General features: G+C 45.7%; 13 protein-coding genes. All 13 read left to right on the forward strand.

The window, feature by feature from the left end; translation table 11 throughout:
- Nucleotides 1-63 precede the first annotated feature (63 nt).
- The 13 genes from pyrH (at nt 64) to infB (ending at nt 16,959) form a co-directional block, all read left to right on the forward strand.
- Nucleotides 64-792, forward strand: coding sequence for a UMP kinase (pyrH, locus tag BS614_RS15175; protein WP_017689153.1), 729 nt, complete (start codon nt 64-66; stop codon nt 790-792).
- Nucleotides 792-1,346 carry a ribosome recycling factor gene (gene frr, locus BS614_RS15180; protein ID WP_036670384.1) on the forward strand — a complete coding sequence of 185 codons (555 nt, stop codon included), beginning with the start codon at nt 792-794 and terminating at the stop codon, nt 1,344-1,346. Before pyrH ends, frr begins: the two co-directional genes overlap by 1 nt.
- 89 nt (nt 1,347-1,435) lie before the next feature.
- On the forward strand, nt 1,436-2,203 hold the full coding sequence (locus tag BS614_RS15185) for an undecaprenyl pyrophosphate synthase (RefSeq protein WP_017689151.1): 768 nt from the start codon (nt 1,436-1,438) through the stop codon (nt 2,201-2,203).
- Between the two features lie 16 nt (nt 2,204-2,219).
- Nucleotides 2,220-3,014 (forward strand): phosphatidate cytidylyltransferase, encoded by a 795-nt coding sequence (locus BS614_RS15190; protein ID WP_047842497.1) that lies wholly within the window; start codon nt 2,220-2,222, stop codon nt 3,012-3,014.
- A gap of 70 nt (nt 3,015-3,084) precedes the next feature.
- Nucleotides 3,085-4,224, forward strand: a complete 1,140-nt coding sequence (locus BS614_RS15195) for a 1-deoxy-D-xylulose-5-phosphate reductoisomerase (protein ID WP_074094577.1) — start codon at nt 3,085-3,087, stop codon at nt 4,222-4,224.
- 113 nt (nt 4,225-4,337) lie between these two features.
- Complete coding sequence (gene rseP, locus BS614_RS15200) at nt 4,338-5,609, forward strand: RIP metalloprotease RseP (protein WP_074094578.1); 1,272 nt, start codon at nt 4,338-4,340, stop codon at nt 5,607-5,609.
- Nucleotides 5,610-5,671: 62 nt separating this feature from the next.
- The gene (proS, locus tag BS614_RS15205; protein ID WP_074094579.1) at nt 5,672-7,126 is read left to right on the forward strand and encodes a proline--tRNA ligase; all 1,455 of its coding nucleotides are present in this window, start codon (nt 5,672-5,674) and stop codon (nt 7,124-7,126) included.
- A gap of 343 nt (nt 7,127-7,469) precedes the next feature.
- Nucleotides 7,470-11,789 (forward strand): PolC-type DNA polymerase III, encoded by a 4,320-nt coding sequence (locus BS614_RS15210; RefSeq protein ID WP_074094580.1) that lies wholly within the window; start codon nt 7,470-7,472, stop codon nt 11,787-11,789.
- Between the two features lie 256 nt (nt 11,790-12,045).
- A complete protein-coding gene (rimP, locus tag BS614_RS15215) occupies nt 12,046-12,507 on the forward strand; it encodes a ribosome maturation factor RimP (protein WP_047842499.1) in 462 nt (153 codons plus the stop codon).
- A 123-nt stretch (nt 12,508-12,630) separates the two neighbouring features.
- Nucleotides 12,631-13,728, forward strand: coding sequence for a transcription termination factor NusA (gene nusA, locus BS614_RS15220; protein ID WP_047842500.1), 1,098 nt, complete (start codon nt 12,631-12,633; stop codon nt 13,726-13,728).
- A gap of 25 nt (nt 13,729-13,753) precedes the next feature.
- Nucleotides 13,754-14,059, forward strand: coding sequence for an RNase P modulator RnpM (gene rnpM, locus BS614_RS15225; RefSeq protein WP_017689143.1), 306 nt, complete (start codon nt 13,754-13,756; stop codon nt 14,057-14,059).
- Complete coding sequence (locus tag BS614_RS15230; RefSeq protein WP_017689142.1) at nt 14,052-14,381, forward strand: L7Ae/L30e/S12e/Gadd45 family ribosomal protein; 330 nt, start codon at nt 14,052-14,054, stop codon at nt 14,379-14,381. Before rnpM ends, BS614_RS15230 begins: the two co-directional genes overlap by 8 nt.
- Nucleotides 14,374-16,959, forward strand: a complete 2,586-nt coding sequence (gene infB, locus BS614_RS15235; protein ID WP_074094581.1) for a translation initiation factor IF-2 — start codon at nt 14,374-14,376, stop codon at nt 16,957-16,959. Before BS614_RS15230 ends, infB begins: the two co-directional genes overlap by 8 nt.
- Nucleotides 16,960-16,978 lie beyond the last annotated feature (19 nt).

Raw genomic sequence — 16,978 nt, forward strand, 5'->3', positions numbered from 1 at the left:
ATGCGCGAGAAGTTTTGTTGGTTGAACACCAAGCGTGTTCGATTCAAAGTGGAGGGTGAATAATTGGAACAGCCAGTATTTAAACGTGTTGTCTTAAAGGTCAGCGGAGAGTCTCTTTCCGGTCAAAACGGCTACGGTATTGATGCAGATACGATCTCGTCGATTGCCCAACAGGTAAAAGAGGTTGTTGCACTTGGTGTACAGGTTGCTATTGTATGTGGCGGCGGAAACATCTGGCGTGGTATTGCCGGTAGCGAAAACGGCATCGATCGTGCAACTGCCGATTATATGGGTATGCTGGCGACAGTAATGAACTCGCTGGCACTGCAAGATGCTTTGGAACAGATTGAAGTGCCTACGCGTGTACAGACATCTATTGCAATGCAACAGATTGCAGAGCCTTATATTCGTCGTAGAGCTATTCGCCATCTGGAGAAAGGCCGGGTCGTTATTTTTGCAGCAGGTACAGGTAACCCGTTCTTTTCCACGGATACAACAGCAGCACTGCGCGCAGCGGAGATTGAAGCAGAAGTTATCTTGATGGCCAAAAATAAAGTTGATGGTGTATACTCAGCAGATCCGTTTAAGGACAGTACAGCTGTGAAATTTGATCAGTTGACTTACATGGATATTCTTAACAAAGACCTTGGTGTAATGGATTCAACGGCATCCTCGCTTTGTAAGGACAACAACATCCCGTTGATCGTATTTGCCATTACGGAACAAGGTAACATCAAACGTGTTGTTCTGGGTGAACGTATCGGAACAATCGTTAAAGGGAGTGTAGATTAATGCCACAAGCGGTTAAACAACATGCCGAAGAGCGTATGGAAAAAGCAATTCAAGCATTGCGTCGTGACCTGGCTACTTTGCGTGCAGGCCGCGCAACTCCAGCTCTTCTGGACCGAATTCAGGTAGAGTATTATGGAGCAATGACGCCATTGAATCAACTCGCTAATATCAGTACTCCGGATTCCCGTACACTGATGATTCAGCCTTGGGACAAATCCTCCATGAGTGACATCGAGCGTGCCATCATGAAATCGGATCTGGGTCTTACTCCAGCCAATGATGGTAGCATGATCCGTTTGTCTATTCCGGCATTGACGGAAGAACGCAGAGCGGAACTTGTTAAGCTGACGAAGAAGTTTGGTGAAGAAGGTAAAGTAGCGATTCGTAACATTCGCCGTGATGCGAATGATGACATCAAGAAACTGGAAAAGTCAGATATTTCTGAGGATGAATCCCGGAGACATCAAGATGATATCCAAAAATCGACCGACAAGTTTATTGCTGAAGTCGATAAGGTACTCGCTGCCAAAGAAAAAGAAATCATGGAAGTGTAAGACAAGCGCAGCCCCTCCAATACGGTGGGGTTTTGTCTCTTTTTCCAAGCTTCAGATAAAGAAACTTCAGGGATTTTGGAGGAACAGGAATGATCAAACGGGTTCGGTCGTGGTGGAATGGGGCTGACAAGCAGGAAACGCTGACTATATCCGAGGACAATATCCCGCAGCACGTCGCCATCATCATGGACGGCAATGGACGATGGGCCAAACGTTTGGGACTGCCGCGTATAGCCGGGCACCAAAATGGCATGAAGGCGGTCAAACGTGCGACCATCGCGGCGGATGAACTGGGCATCAAATATCTGACGATGTACGCTTTTTCGACAGAAAACTGGACGCGTCCAAAAGAAGAAGTGGATTTTCTGATGCGACTTCCGCAAGAATTTCTAGCTATAGAGCTGGATGAACTTATAGAAAAAAATGTGCGCATTCGCATGATGGGTCAAGAGGAACATTTACCTTCTCATACCATTAATGCCTTGCGGGAAGCCATTCGTCTTACGGAACATAATACAGGTCTCGTTTTGAACTTTGCAATGAACTATGGAAGTCGTCGTGAAATGACGGACTGTGTTAAACAGATCGCTCTGCAGGTGAAATCGGGGGAACTATCGGCAGAGGATATAACACCTGAACTCATTGATAGACATATGCTGACGGTTGACATGCCTGATCCGGATCTGCTGATCCGGACGAGCGGAGAGTTGAGATTAAGCAACTTTATGCTTTGGCAGCTTGCATATAGTGAATTATGGTTTACGGATATATACTGGCCCGAATTTGGCAAAAAGCATTTGCTTGAAGCAGTAGCCGAATATCAGCGCAGAACAAGGCGTTACGGCGGTTTGAAATAGATGGAGGATGAAGCCGTTGAAACAGCGACTAACGACAGGAATCATAGCAGGTGTGTTGTTTTTAGGTTTTTGCATGCTGGGCGGACCCTGGTACCATGGTTTGGTATTGCTTATGGCTCTCATCGGTTATTATGAATTTGTTAAAATGACCGGGGTGATGCCTTTTTCAGGTGTGGCCCTGATTGGATATGCTGGTGTGTTTGCCATTGTGTTTCCTTGGGAAATGCTGTGGGAGGCAAGACCGCTATCCTTATTTCAGGTCATCTGGATAGTAATGCTTGTACTGATGACAGCTTCGGTTGTCACCAAAAATAAGGTTCCCGTGAATACAGTAGCGATGCTTTTCCTTGGCGTATTGTATATAGGGATCGGTTTCTATTACATTGCAGAATCCAGACATCTGCTTCATGGGTTGTTCTGGACGTTCCTGTTACTGGGCTCCATATGGGCCAGTGATGCAGGAGCTTATTTTGTAGGGAAACTCATTGGTAAAAACAAACTGTGGCCTTCCATCAGTCCAAACAAGACTATAGAGGGTGCACTGGGTGGCATCGTAATTGCAATTGTTACTTCTGTTATTTTTGCATTAGTATCAGATGGTTTGCTTTCCTGGCAGAGAGCGATTGTGATCGGAATTGCCTGTGCAGTTGTAGGTCAGATGGGTGACTTGATCCAGTCTGCATACAAACGTGTATATAATATCAAGGATTCAGGCAGTCTTCTCCCAGGGCATGGAGGCATTCTTGATCGGTGCGACAGCTGGATTGTTGTTTTTCCATTCGTACATATACTAATGCTACTGCCCTACTAAAGAAGAACATGAGTCTGAGATAACAGCATTGTTCGCCGTAGGCATTGGATAATTAAAGATGAGGTGCAGCATGAAAAAAATTGCGATTCTCGGGTCAACCGGTTCCATTGGAACCCAGACACTGGATGTAGTTGACATGCATCCAGAACTCTTTCAAGTGGAGGGACTGGCTGCCGGAGGCAATACAGACCTGCTGATTGAACAAACCAAACGTTACCGGCCGAAGAAAGTATCAGTGGGGTCCAACGAACTGGCGGAGAAGATAGCTCCACATTTGCCAGCAGGAACGCAACTATTTTATGGCAACGAAGGACTCGTAGAAGTTGCGGCAGGAACCGATGCGCATACGGTTGTTACAGCGGTGGTGGGCAGTGTTGGATTGGAGTCAACGCTTGCTGCCATAGACGCAGGCAAACAGATCGGACTGGCCAACAAGGAGACATTGGTTACAGCGGGGCATATCGTTACGACAAGAGCGGCTGCCAAAGGAGTCTCTTTACTGCCCGTTGATAGTGAGCACTCTGCGATATTCCAATGCTTAAATGGTGAAAACAGAGAACGCCTGACAGGCATCACGCTCACCGCTTCAGGCGGATCATTCCGTGATCTTACCCGTGAACAGTTGAAGAACGTGACTATAGAGGATGCACTTAAACATCCAAATTGGTCAATGGGCTCCAAAATCACGATAGACTCGGCAACGATGGTTAACAAGGGTCTCGAGGTCATTGAAGCACATTGGTTATTTGGTCTTCGATATGATCAGATTAATGTATTGCTTCACCCAGAGAGTGTTATTCATTCCTATGTGGAATTTGATGACACAAGCATCATCGCACAACTGGGGAATCCGGATATGCGAGTTCCCATTCAATATGCACTGACTTACCCTGACCGCTTGCCATCACCGGCACAGCGTCTGTCTCTTGCTCAAGCTGGGAAATTACATTTCCGTGAGATGGATATGGAACGGTTCCCGTGTTTAAGAATGGCGTATGAGTGTGGTAAAATGGGAGGAACCGCAACAACGGCGTTTAATGCAGCCAACGAGGTTGCTGTAGCCCGTTTCTTGCGTAAAGAGATTTCATTCCTTAAAATAGAAGATATTATTGCTTCTGTGCTGGAAGCACACCACAATGTGGACGAGCCTGATCTGCAGGAGATCGCACGTTGTGATCAGGAGAGCCGTAAGCTTGCGGCCAGTCTGTAATCTCTTTTTTCATAACAAATTGGAAGAAGTGATTCTCTTGTGCGGCATCAGAGAATAATGATAATCTAGAGGGACAGACTGCGGTATGTGCCGTGAAGGAGGATGGATAGGGATTGGAAACCATACAAGTGGTATTTCTAACGGTGCTCATGTTCTTTGTCATCGTGACGGTTCATGAATGGGGGCATTATTATTTTGCCAAACGCGCCGGTATTCTTGTACGGGAGTTTGCGATCGGTTTTGGTCCCAAATTGTTCTCATATAAAAGAAACGAGACCCAGTTTACATTGCGTTTGTTGCCTTTTGGTGGATATGCACGAATGGCAGGGGAAGATCCGGAACTGGTAGAGATCCAGGAAGGACAGACCATCGCGGTAAGATCAGCGGATGACCAGGTGAAGATGATCTATCTTGACCAGCTGGATAACCGTAAAAATGTAATACGTGGTGAAGTCATCTTCATTGATATGGAGAGAGCGCTGAAGCTTCAACTCGATGTAGATGGAGAGATTCAGGAGTATCGTATTCATCCTCAAGCAATGTTGGTAAGTCGTGGTAAACAAACGCAGATTGCACCGAAAGATCGTCAATTCGGCAGCAAAACTGTTGGACAGCGTGCATTGGCTATTTTTGCGGGCCCACTCATGAACTTTATCTTGGCCTTTGTGCTGTTTGCTGTATATGCGCAGATGGCAGGAGTTCCAGTGGAAAATCCAAAAAATCTTCAAATTGGTGAAGTGCTTGAAGGTGGGGCAGCCGATCAGGCGAACCTGCAAAAGGGCGATATTATCGAAACCATCAATGGTACTGCTATTGGTACCGATTCACAAAAAATGGTGTCGATGATTGCCGATTCCAAAGATAAGCCGATGGAATGGACGCTGCGCCGGGGTTCGGATACGTTTAATATAACGATTACTCCACGTGCTGTAGAAGGACAAGAGGGCGGTAAAGTGGGAATCGTACCTACGTTACCAACCCGATCTGTTGGATTTGCAGAGACATTTAAAGTCTCAGGTGTGGCCATGGTTGATACAACCAAAATAATATTTGAAGGTTTTAAACATCTGATCAATCAATTCAACATGGATGATATTGGTGGTCCAGTTCGTACATTTGAAGTGACAGGGCAAATTGCTAAACAAGGGATTGAGCAGTTAACGAGATGGGCAGCGATTTTGAGTCTATACCTTGGAATTTTCAACCTGCTACCAATACCTGCACTGGACGGCAGTCGTCTGGTATTTTTGGGAATTGAAGCGCTGCGCGGCAGACCTGTTGATCCCAATCGCGAAGGCATGGTGCATTTCATCGGATTTGCGATGTTGTTTGTGTTGATGCTGGCAGTAACTTACAATGATATATTACGTTTAATTAACGGATAATTACGGTTGGACTACGCTCTGTACATTCAGAGATAGTCGTTATGGGAGGACGCTGGAGTCTTATGTCAAAGGAAAATGATAAACAGTTCGTGACTGAAATCACACCACAGGGTGAGGATTTCTCGCGCTGGTACATTGATGTTATCAAAAAAGCTGATCTCATGGACTATGCACCTGTACGCGGTTGTATTGTGTTCAAACCAGACGGCTTTGAAATCTGGGAACATATTAAGGATGAGTTGGATCGTCGTTTCCGGGAAACGGGTCATCGCAACGCATACTTCCCGATGTTCATTCCTGAGAGCTTCTTTCAAAAGGAAAAAGAGCACGTGGAAGGTTTTAACCCTGAATTACCATGGGTAACGGAAGCTGGCGGAGAGAAGCTTGAAGAACGTCTGGCCATCCGTCCTACATCCGAAACGATTATTGGTCACATGTATTCCAAGTGGATTCAGTCTTATCGTGATCTTCCGGTACTGATCAACCAGTGGGCCAACGTAGTTCGTTGGGAAAAAAGAACGTTGCCTTTCCTTCGTACAAGTGAGTTCCTGTGGCAGGAAGGTCATACAGCGCATGAGACGGAAGAAGAAGCACGTGAAGAAACGATGAAAATGCTTGAGATCTATCGTGAAGTGGTTGAGGAATACTTGGCTATTCCTGTAATTGTGGGTCAGAAAACCAAATCCGAGAAGTTTGCGGGTGCGGTGGATACGTACTCGATTGAAGCCATGATGAAGGATGGACGTGCTGTACAAGCAGGTACATCTCACTATATGGGGACGAACTTTGCAAAAGCATTTGAAATCCAGTATCTTAGCCGGAATAATGTGCTCGAGCTGGCTTACACTACTTCATGGGGAGTAAGTACACGTTTGATCGGTGCATTAATTATGGTTCACGGAGATGACCGTGGTCTCGTACTTCCTCCTAAAGTCGCACCAACACAAGTAGTCATGATTCCAATTGGACCTCCGAAAACGCGTGATGCTGTTGTTGGGCGTGCAGATGAGTTGTTCACTGAGTTGAAAAAAGCTGGAGTCCGTGTGAAAATGGATGATCGCAGTGATGTTCGCCCAGGTTGGAAATTCAATGAATACGAGATGCGCGGTGTTCCGATTCGTCTGGAGATTGGTCCACGTGATATGGAAAATGGCGTTTGTGTGCTCGTATCACGGATCACAGGTGAGAAGAAAGTGGTAGAACAAGCAAACCTGGTAGAAGAGATCCAGGCTATGCTGACACAGATCCAGGTAGATATGTTAGAGCGTGCTCGCACATTTATGTCGGATAACTTCTATTCCGTGGATACACTCGATGAGATGAAAGAACTGATGGAAAATAAACGCGGGTTTACACTGGCCGGATGGTGCGGTTCAGAAACTTGCGAAGATAAAGTAAGAGAAGTTACAGGTGCAACAAGCCGGAACATTCCGTTCCAGCCTGCTGAAGAAAAGCATACGTGCCTGGCATGTGGTGAACAGGCAGAACACACGGTTGTGTTTGCAAGAGCATACTAAGTCAGGATCACTTGACTATATACATTGAACTAAACATTTACATGAGAACGTAGAGAACAGAAATAACCTGAAGAAGCGGAGCGTTCGCCTTTATCCCCGGATTTTCCCCTTTCTAAAAGGGAATCAAAAAATCTGGGGATAACAGTGATCGGAAGGTTGTTCTGTTATCGGAGTGGTAAGTGTAAATATCTTTTTGTTCAATGTATATAACGGCACGTACGGACTGTAAGAGTAATGAATGGAGAGCTTCTGTCGGATAAAATGAGTCGGTGCGAGTTCGGATCGGTGACATTTTTGAATGCAGGGGCTTTTCATGCTTTAAGGGGGTACAAGGAGGAACACGATGAGCGGATTCGAGGAGAAAAGAAAACGGTTTGAGTTGTTGATGAAACAGGCAGAGCTTCCGGCTGGTCTGTTAGAGCCCTATTTTTTGGATGGATGGATTGAACAAGTAGAGACCAATCGAAGTAATCGGGATTGGAATATTCTGATTGCAAAGGATACGTTGGTACCCGCTCCAATCTATCGCACATTTTGCCTGCATATTCAAGAGAAAATGAATCATATCGCCAAAATTTCATTTGGCTTCAAATACACGGATCAAGTACAAAATGGTGATATCGTTAGTGAATATTGGAATCTGTTTCTGGAGTGGGTTACCCGTGAGATTCCATCTGTAAATGGTTGGATGAACCGAACAACCTTTGAATGTGAAGAGGATCTTCTACAACTGACAATGAGTGATGCAACGTCGATGGAATTGGCTCGTAAGAAACAGATTGATCAAGCTATTACAAAATTCTATGAAAAATACTTTCATCTATCTCTTCGCATCAAGATGCAAGTGGGTGAAGTGGGAAGTAATAAAGAGGCCATGGAACAGTTCCAGGCCCAAAAACGTGTAGAAGAACTTGAGGTCATCGAGAAGATGATGAGTGAAGTGGACACAGAAATCCCGGTGGATGAGGAGCAGGGTGATCTGCGTTTGCAAATGGGTTATGACATCAAGGAGCCGGCAGTACCCATGCAGGAAATCCAGGATGAAGAGAAAAAGGTCACGCTTCAAGGTTCGGTGTTTGGTCTGGATCGTAAAGAACTGCGAAACGGAAATACACTGTTTACATTCTATCTGACCGACTTCACCGACTCCATGCAAATGAAGATGTTTGCCAAAACAAAAGAAGATGTTAAAATTCTCAGTTTGTTGGCTAACGGTAAATGGGTAAAAGTGCGTGGTCGTGTAGAATATGACCGGTTTATGCAAATTCCTGAACTGGCTATGATTCCATCGGACCTGATTGAAGTTAAAGCACCGCCGTCTCGCAAAGATAATGCACCAGAGAAACGGGTGGAGTTCCATTTGCACTCTACGATGAGTACGATGGATGCTGTAACTTCAATCGACAAATACGTGAAAATGGCAGCAGAGTGGGGACATAAGGCGATTGCTGTCAGTGATCATGGTGGTGTACAGGTATATCCCGAGGCTTCCAAGGCTGCTAAGAAAAACGGGATTAAAATGATCTACGGCCTTGAGGCCAATGTAGTGAATGACTCTGTTGCGGTCGTAATGGCTCCACAGCCGTTGGATCTCCAAACAGCGACATACATTGTATTTGATATCGAGACCACGGGTCTGTCGGTAACACAGAACAAAATCATTGAAATTGCAGCCGTGAAGATGCAAGATGGTAAAGAAATCGACCGGTTTGCAACGTTTGTGAATCCGCATGAACGCATTCCCTACAACATTCAGCAGTTGACCAATATTAATGATGACATGGTAAAAGACGCACCTGAGCTAGAGCCTGTTATCCGTGATTTTGTGCAGTTTGCTGGTGATGGTGTGCTTGTTGCGCATAATGCACGTTTTGACATGGGCTTTATCCAGGCTTCCCTGAAGCAAATTGGATTGCCAGAACTTCCTAATCCGGTCCTTGACACATTGGAACTGGCGAGATTGTTATTTCCAAAAAATAAGAACCACCGTCTGAATACGATGGCGGATAAATATAAGGTTGGACTCGAAAGTCATCACCGTGCCATTGATGATACGATTGCACTCGCGGGTATACTGATCGGATTATTAAATGATGCTGCTCAGATGAAAGGGTTAACGAGGCTTGATCGCTTGAACGATTATGTAGGTGTCGACTTGTCGAATACAAGACCTTTCCATTGTGGAATCTATGCATTGAATGATGTCGGTAAGAAAAATTTATACAAGCTGGTATCTCTCTCTCATACGGAACATTTCAAGCGGGTACCGTGCATTCCCAAATCAAAACTGATTAATTTGCGTGAAGGCCTTGTTATTATATCGGGCTGTGAAAAAGGGGAGTTTTTCGAAGCGGTGCTTAACAAATCGCTCGAAGAAGCGGAAGAGATCGCTGAGTTCTATGACATACTGGAGATTCAACCACTTACCATGTATATGCATTTGGTGGATAAAGGGTTGGTGGCTACACCCGAAGAAATCAAAACAGCGATCCGTAAAGTCATTAATATTGGCGCAAAATTTAATAAACCAGTCATAGCCACAGGTAACGTGCACTATTTGGAACCGCGTGACAAGTTATATCGGGATATCACCATTCACGGAATTACAGGTTTTAGTCCACTGAAAGATCAACGTAAACCGGATGCACATTTTAGAACGACAGAGGAAATGCTGGAAGAGTTCCAGTTCCTGGGCCAAGATAAAGCTTACGAAGTCGTTGTCACAAATACGGTGGAGTTGTCTGATCGATTTGAGGAAATTAAGTTATTTCCGGACAAACTGTTTACTCCAATTCTGGAAGGTGCGGACGAAGAAATCCGTAATACCTGCTATGACACTGCCAAGTCTATCTATGGCGAGGAATTACCAGAAGTAATCGTTGCACGACTAGAGAAAGAGCTCATTCCAATTATTAAATACGGTTTTTCTGCCAACTATCTGATCTCGGAACGCTTGGTTAAAAAATCGAATCAGGATGGTTATCTGGTAGGTTCGCGGGGATCGGTAGGCTCGTCTGTTGTTGCTACATTCCTGGGTATATCCGAGGTTAATCCACTACCAGCTCATTATATTTGTGTGAATTCAGAATGCAAACACAGCGAGTGGTTCCTGGACGGCAGTGTTCGGAGTGGATTTGACCTTCCAGAGAAAGAGTGTCCGGATTGTGGTGGCATACTTAAAGGAGAAGGCCAGGATATTCCGTTTGAGACCTTCCTTGGGTTTAAAGGAGATAAAGTTCCCGATATTGACTTGAACTTCTCTGGTGATTATCAGCCTCACGCACATAACTACACGAAAGTGTTATTTAGTGAGAAAAGTGTTTTCCGTGCAGGGACCATTGGTACGGTGGCTGAGAAAACAGCATTTGGTTTTGCCAAGAAGTATGAGGAACAGCATCAGAAGAAATGGCGTGGAGCTGAATTGAATCGTTTGGCCTCTGGCTGTACTGGGGTGAAACGGAGTACTGGACAGCATCCCGGCGGTATTGTCGTAGTACCTGATTATATCGAGGTCGAAGACGTTACACCTGTTCAGTTTCCGGCTGACGACGTTAATGCGGAGTGGAAAACGACACACTTTGATTATCATGCTTTTGAAGAGAACTTGCTGAAACTTGATATTCTGGGGCACGATGACCCAACTATGATGCGGATGTTGCAGGATTTGACAGGGGTCGATCCAACGACCATTCCGATGAATGATCCGAAAGTCATGAGCATGTTTAACTCAACCGAAGCTCTGGGTGTTACACCGGAACAGATTAGGTCGCCAGTCGCAACGTTTGGCGTGCCGGAGATGGGAACGAAGTTTGTACGTCAGATGCTTGTCGAATCCCAGCCGACGTCTTTTGCCGATTTATTGCAAATTTCCGGTTTATCCCATGGTACAGGGGTATGGCTTGGAAACGCTCAGGATCTGATTAAGAACGGAACGTGCAACATTAAGACGGTAATCGGTTGTCGGGATGACATCATGTTGTTCCTGATTTATAAAACGGGAATGGACGCAAGTCTGGCATTTAAGATTACCGAGAGTGTTCGTAAGGGACGGGGTCTGCCACAGGAATGGATTGACGAGATGAAGAATTGCAAAGTACCTCAATGGTACATTGATTCTTGTCTCAAAATCCAGTACATGTTCCCGAAGGCTCACGCGGCCGCTTATGTTATTTCCGCAGTACGTACGGCATTCTTCAAGCTATATCATCCGATTGAATATTACGCAACCTACTTTACGGTACGGGCGGATGAGATCGATATCGAACTGATGTGTCAGGGATATGACGCAATCTACCGGAAAATTACGGAGATCGAGCAATTAGGTTTCCAGGCACCGCCAAAAGAGAAAAACATGCTCCCTGTCCTTGAAATGGGTCTGGAAATGGCAGCTCGCGGATTCTCGCTGAAACCTATTGACTTATATCGTTCGGAAGCGACGAAGTTCATTGTTGACGGAAAAACACTAATCCCTCCATTTTCAGCTTTGGCAGGAATCGGGGATAATGCAGCTCGAAATATCGCTGCGGCAAGAGATCATGGTGAATTCCTGTCGGTGGAAGATTTCCAGCAGAAGTCGAAAGCAAGTAAGACCATTGTTGAACTTCTGTCGAATATGGGATGTTTCCGTGGCTTGCCAGAGAGCAATCAGCTATCCCTTTTCTAGGATTGAATTTGGATCTAACCATAGCGATTGTTGGGGGAACGTAATTTTTCCTTCATTAGTAAGTAAACTGCCTGAAGCATCGCTTACTTGTCACTATTACCAGACTATGTTATAATTTTTGAAGTGAACGAGATAGTACGAATTTCTAAAGAGTGGGGAAACCCACTCTTTAGTCTTTGGTATACAAGAATCTTGGGTATTGAATAATCTGCCAGTGCTTTTTTGCTGGTGTAACCTAAGTTGGAGGTTATTGGTTTTGAGCACAACGAACATTAAATCTACCGTGGAAGAAATGATCCAACCCTACCTGAACGAACAAGGCTTCGAGCTGGTTGACATCGAATACGTCAAAGAAGGCAGCAACTGGTTTTTACGGGTGTATGTCGACAAAGAGGGTGGCATCGACATCGACGATTGTGTCTTGATCAGCGAAAAGCTGAGCGCCAAGCTGGATGAGAACGATCCGATTCCAACCATCTATTTCCTTGAAGTGTCTTCTCCCGGTGCGGAGCGTCCACTGAAAAAACCTGAGGACGTTACCAAAGCTGTAGGCAAAAATGTTTTTGTTACAACCTACGAGCCGGTGAACGGATTGAAGGAATTTGAAGGCAAGCTGCTTTCCTTTGATGACGAGGAACTCGTGATCGAAGCAGGCAAAAAACAGCATGCCATTTCTTATGATAAGGTTGCCAGTGCGCGCCTAGCTATTTTGTTTTAAGTGCCTTGTTCACTTTATTAATGAAAAAGACACATCTCACGATAACGGCAAGGTGCTCATGAGTTCAGAGCCTTTCGCCGTTTTACGTATGAGATGCCATGTTTGAAAGGGGGATCAACATTCATGAGTATGGATTTTATTGAAGCAATGAATGAATTGGAACGGGAAAAAGGGATCAGCAAGGATGTGCTGTTTGAAGCGATCGAGGCTGCACTAATTTCCAGCTACAAGCGGAATTTCAACACGGCCCAGAATGTGCGTGTTGACATGAACCGTAATACGGGAGTTATTCGGGTGTATGCCCGTAAATTGATCGTGGAAGAAGTCCTGGATTCACGTACCGAAATTTCATTGCCTGCTGCACGAGAAATCAACCCACACTTCCAGTTGGAAGATATTGCGGAGATTGAAGTTACGCCGCGTGATTTCGGACGTATCGCGGCACAAACTGCCAAACAGGTAGTGACCCAGCGGATTCGTGAAGCCGAACGCGGCCTGATCTACAACGCTTTCGTAGATAAGGAAGAAGATATCGTTACGGGAGTGGTGCAGCGTCAGGATTTGCGCAATATCTACATCGATCTGGGCAAAATCGAAGCGGCTTTACCGCTGACCGAATTGATGCCGAACGAGAAGTTTGTTCATGGTGACCGTATTAAGGCGTATATCACCAAGGTCGAGAATACGACAAAAGGGCCGCAAATCATTTTGTCCCGTACCCATCCGGGCCTCTTGAAACGTCTCTTTGAACTGGAAGTGCCTGAGATCTTTGACGGTGTAGTTGAAATTCGCTCCGTCGCTCGCGAAGCAGGGTTCCGCTCCAAGATTGCCGTTCACTCCCGCAACGAGGAAGTTGATCCAGTTGGATCTTGTGTAGGTCCTAGGGGAATGCGCGTGCAGACCATTGTGGGTGAGCTGCGCGGTGAAAAAATCGACATCGTTCGTTTCTCCGATCAGGTAGACGAATATGTTGCTAATGCACTGAGTCCTTCCAAAGTATTGGAAGTTCATGTATTTGAGGAAGAAAAGATGGCTCGGGTTATCGTTCCGGACTATCAACTGTCCCTCGCAATTGGTATCAAAGGCCAAAATGCCAGATTGGCAGCCAAATTAACCGGCTGGAAAATCGACATTAAGAGCGAGAGCCAGGCGGAACAGGAATTCGGCAGAGAAAAAGATTCTTCTTCTGAAATGCATCAGGATTCCGTCTCCGTCGACTAAAGTAAAGTACGGGGGGCGCTGACGTATGAAACCAAAAAAAGTGCCGCTGCGCAAATGTGTGGCATGCCAAGAAATGATGCCCAAAAAGCAGCTGATTCGCATTGTTAAAACGCCAGAGGATGAAGTGCTGATCGATTTGACTGGCAAAAAATCCGGACGTGGTGCCTATTTATGCGGCAAAGAGTCCTGTTTTAAGCTCGCACTCAAAAACCGGGCTTTGGATCGGGCGTTAAAAGGCAAAGTCTCACCTGAAATTTACGAGCAATTAGCAGCTGACTTCATCGCGGTTGAGGATGAATTCAAAGCAGCACAGGAGCGTGAACATGACTAATATTAAAACGCTGTCTTATTTGGGACTCTCTATGCGTGCAGGTAAACTTGTAACAGGTGAAGAAATTGTACTTAAAGCGATCCGTTCTTCCGAAGCTAAAATGGTTATTGTTGCGGGTGACGCCTCAGCCAATACACAAAAGAAATTTCGCGATAAATGCGGAACTTATAAGGTTCCTCTGTTGATCGGATTTGACCGGGATAGTCTGGGTTCAAGTATCGGTAAAGACACGCGTGTTGTTCTTGCAGTAACGGATCGAGGGTTTGCAAAAATGATCTCCAAGCAAGTCGGTATAATGTCGGAGGTGGAGTATATTGAGTAAACAAGAAAACAAGGATAAATTGCGGGTTTATGAATATGCGAAGTCCCTTAATATGAGTAGTAAAGAAATTATAACCATTCTTAAAAAGCTGGAAATTCCCGTAAACAATCATATGAGTGTCATGGAGAATGGTTCAGTCGGTAAGGTGGAACAATTTTTTAAAGATATAAAATCCACTGCTGCTTCGAAACAAGGCAATGATGCAAAACCAGTTGCTACTTCGGCGGTGCGCAGTGACAAACCAGTGGACAGCAACAAACCGGCCGGCGGAGTGAACACGCCGATTAGCAGCAACCCATCCGGTAGTCCCGTACAAACAAAAATACAACAGGAAAAGCAGGTAGGTATGAACAATAGACCAAATTCCAACAATAACAATGGCACCCAAAGACCCAGCGGCCAAGACAGCCGCAACAGAACGAACTCTTCCCAAGGCTCAAGCCAAGGAGGACAATCAACTAACCGTCCAAGACCAGCTCAAGGTGGACAAAGCAGTACTGCATCCCGTCCGCAAGGAACGGGTCAACGTCCGAATAACAGCGGTGGCGGTCAAGTAAGAACTTCAGGCCCTAACAGCGGTGGTAATACAGGTACTGCTGGCAACCGTAGCGGTGGCCAAGGTCAGAGCCAAGGACAAGGCCAACGTAGAAGCGGCCCAGGTGGTACTACTGGCAGCAACAACAATAGTGGTAACCGTTCGAACAGCGGTGGCGGTGGACGTCGTTATGATGACAACCGTGGCGGCAACTTCCGTGGTAACCGTGGTGGCAAGAACAACCGCAACAGAAATCAACAACAGTACCAACAACGTGAGAAAATTGATAACACACCTAAGAAAATCATCGTTCGTGGTGATATGACCGTTGGTGAAACAGCGAAGTTGCTCCATAAGGATGCTTCCGAAGTTATCAAAAAACTCATCGCTATGGGCGTTATGGCAACAATAAACCAAGAGCTTGATATCGAAACGATCCTTCTGCTTTCAGGTGAATTCGGTGTTGAGGTTGAAGTGAAGATTGTGCTTGAAGATGACCGTTTCGAAACACTGGAAGAGAATGATGATGCTGCTGACTTGCAGGCTCGTCCACCAGTAGTTACGATCATGGGTCACGTTGACCATGGTAAAACTACTTTGCTGGATGCGATTCGTTCCACGAATGTATCCGATGGCGAAGCAGGCGGAATCACGCAACATATCGGTGCATATCAAGTTGAAATTAATAACAAAAAGATCACGTTCCTGGATACTCCGGGTCACGAAGCGTTTACAGCGATGCGTGCACGTGGCGCACAAGTTACGGATATGACGATTATTGTCGTAGCTGCGGATGACGGTGTTATGCCACAGACCATTGAGGCGATTAACCATGCCAAAGCTGCTGGACTACCAATCATCGTGGCTGTCAACAAAATTGACAAGCCGGGCGCTGATCCAGATAAAGTGAAACAAGAATTAACCAGCTATGAACTCGTTCCTGAAGAGTGGGGCGGAGATACCATCTTTGTTAACGTGTCAGCGAAACAAAGAATGGGTCTGGAAGGTCTGCTTGAAATGATTCTGCTGGTTGCAGAAGTGAACGAATACAAAGCGAACCCGGACAAACGTGCCCGTGGTACAGTGATTGAAGCCGAGCTGGATAAAGGACGTGGCCCAGTTGCACGTATCCTCGTACAGCACGGTACATTGAAAGTCGGCGATGCTTTCGTAGCAGGTAACTGCTTCGGTCGTGTTCGTGCGATGGTCAATGACAAAGGTCGCAAATTGAAAGAAGCTGGACCTTCAACACCTGTAGAAATCACAGGTCTGACTGAAGTTCCAGGTGCGGGAGATCCATTCATGGTGTTTGAAGATGAGCGCAAAGCGCGTTCCATCGCTGACAAACGTTCGATCACGCAACGTGAATCCGATCTGGGTACGCATACTCGTGTGACGTTGGATGATCTGTTCCAGCACATCAAAGATGGCGAGATCAAAGATCTGAACGTAATCATCAAAGGTGATGTACAAGGTTCGGTTGAAGCATTGAAAGGTTCCCTTGCGAAGATCGAAGTTGAAGGTGTACGCGTGAAAATTATTCATAGCGGCGCTGGTGCAATCACAGAATCCGACATCATTTTAGCTGCAGCATCCAATGCTATCGTGATCGGTTTCAACGTTCGTCCTGATAACCAGGCGAAATCAACTGCAGATCAAGAGCAAGTAGACATTCGTCTGCATCGCGTGATCTACAGTGTTATCGAAGAAATTGAACAAGCGATGAAAGGTATGCTTGATCCGATCTACAAAGAAAAAGTTATCGGTCATGCTGAAGTTCGGAGCACGTTCTCCATCAGTAAAGTGGGTACCATCGCTGGTTGTATGGTTACCTCGGGTAAAATTACGCGTTCTGCGGAAGCACGCCTGATTCGTGATGGTATTGTCCTTTACGAAGGTAAGCTGGATTCCCTGAAACGTTATAAAGATGATGCCAAAGAAGTAGCACAAGGTTACGAGTGCGGTATCACACTTGATAAATATAATGATCTCAAAGAAGGCGACGTTATCGAAGCCTTCATTATGGAGACCGTACAACGATAAGCAAGGAAGCATGAGGTGA

Source organism: Paenibacillus xylanexedens (assembly GCF_001908275.1).
Taxonomy (GTDB): Bacteria; Bacillota; Bacilli; order Paenibacillales; family Paenibacillaceae; genus Paenibacillus; species Paenibacillus xylanexedens_A.

What these genes read in the sequence shown, in the direction of transcription:
- proS (WP_074094579.1), top strand. Translation starts at nt 5,672, where the DNA reads ATGTCAAAGGAAAATGATAAACAGTTCGTGACTGAAATCACACCACAG.
- BS614_RS15195 (WP_074094577.1), top strand. Translation starts at nt 3,085, where the DNA reads ATGAAAAAAATTGCGATTCTCGGGTCAACCGGTTCCATTGGAACCCAG.
- BS614_RS15230 (WP_017689142.1), top strand. Translation starts at nt 14,052, where the DNA reads ATGACTAATATTAAAACGCTGTCTTATTTGGGACTCTCTATGCGTGCA.
- BS614_RS15210 (WP_074094580.1), top strand. Translation starts at nt 7,470, where the DNA reads ATGAGCGGATTCGAGGAGAAAAGAAAACGGTTTGAGTTGTTGATGAAA.
- BS614_RS15185 (WP_017689151.1), top strand. Translation starts at nt 1,436, where the DNA reads ATGATCAAACGGGTTCGGTCGTGGTGGAATGGGGCTGACAAGCAGGAA.
- nusA (WP_047842500.1), top strand. Translation starts at nt 12,631, where the DNA reads ATGAGTATGGATTTTATTGAAGCAATGAATGAATTGGAACGGGAAAAA.
- rnpM (WP_017689143.1), top strand. Translation starts at nt 13,754, where the DNA reads ATGAAACCAAAAAAAGTGCCGCTGCGCAAATGTGTGGCATGCCAAGAA.
- frr (WP_036670384.1), top strand. Translation starts at nt 792, where the DNA reads ATGCCACAAGCGGTTAAACAACATGCCGAAGAGCGTATGGAAAAAGCA.